This window comes from Mesorhizobium sp. M7A.F.Ca.US.006.04.2.1, from assembly GCF_004022915.1.
GTDB classification, from domain to species: domain Bacteria; phylum Pseudomonadota; class Alphaproteobacteria; order Rhizobiales; family Rhizobiaceae; genus Mesorhizobium; species Mesorhizobium ciceri.
Window position 1 is genome coordinate 1 of sequence record NZ_RZQA01001521.1, and the last position, 675, is coordinate 675.

The following is a 675-nucleotide window of genomic DNA, read 5'->3' on the forward strand; positions in this document are numbered from 1 at the left end:
GGCGCTGGAGCGCATGCGCGAAGCCATCATGGATTTCCACTTCCAGCCTGGCGAAAGGTTGGTCGAGCGGCCGCTTTGCGACCAGCTTGGCGTCAGCCGTTCCGTCGTGCGCGAGGTGCTGCGGCAACTGGAGGCCGAGGGGCTCGTGCAGATGATCCCTGGGCACGGGCCGGCCGTAGCCAGGCCGGATCTTGGCCGCACCGACGAGATCTATGAGTTGAGGGCACTGCTTGAAGGCATTGCGGCACGCGCCTGCGCCCTGTCGGCCACCGGCGAGCAACTGGCAACGCTCGAACGCGCGCTGGCGGACTTGTTCGGGGCATGGGCGTCGGCGACGCCGCCGGCAGTGATGCGGGCGACGACGAAATTCTACGAGGCGCTGTTCGAGGCCGCCGACAAGCGTGTCGCCTGGGAAATCGTCAGGGGGCTGAATGTCCGAATCAATCAGCTTCGTTCGATGACCATTCTTTCGGAGAACCGCCGCGAGCCTGCGATCAGCGAGATGAACGAGATCATGGACGCGATAAGGTCGCGCAAGCCCGATGAGGCGGAAGCGGCGGCACGGCGACATGTCGAATCGGCTTGGCAGATCGCTCGAGATAAACTTCGCCTGGTCTAGATCCCGGTGAGTTCAGCCTATCCAACCCGTCGAAGGGCCTTGAAGAAAGTGTCTGC

1 protein-coding gene is annotated in these 675 nt (G+C 63.7%); it reads left to right on the forward strand.

What is annotated here, in order from left to right; genetic code table 11:
• Positions 1-619, forward strand: a 619-nt coding sequence (locus tag EN925_RS38475; RefSeq protein WP_164894810.1) for a GntR family transcriptional regulator, incomplete at its 5' end; no start/stop codon positions are given.
• Positions 620-675 lie beyond the last annotated feature (56 nt).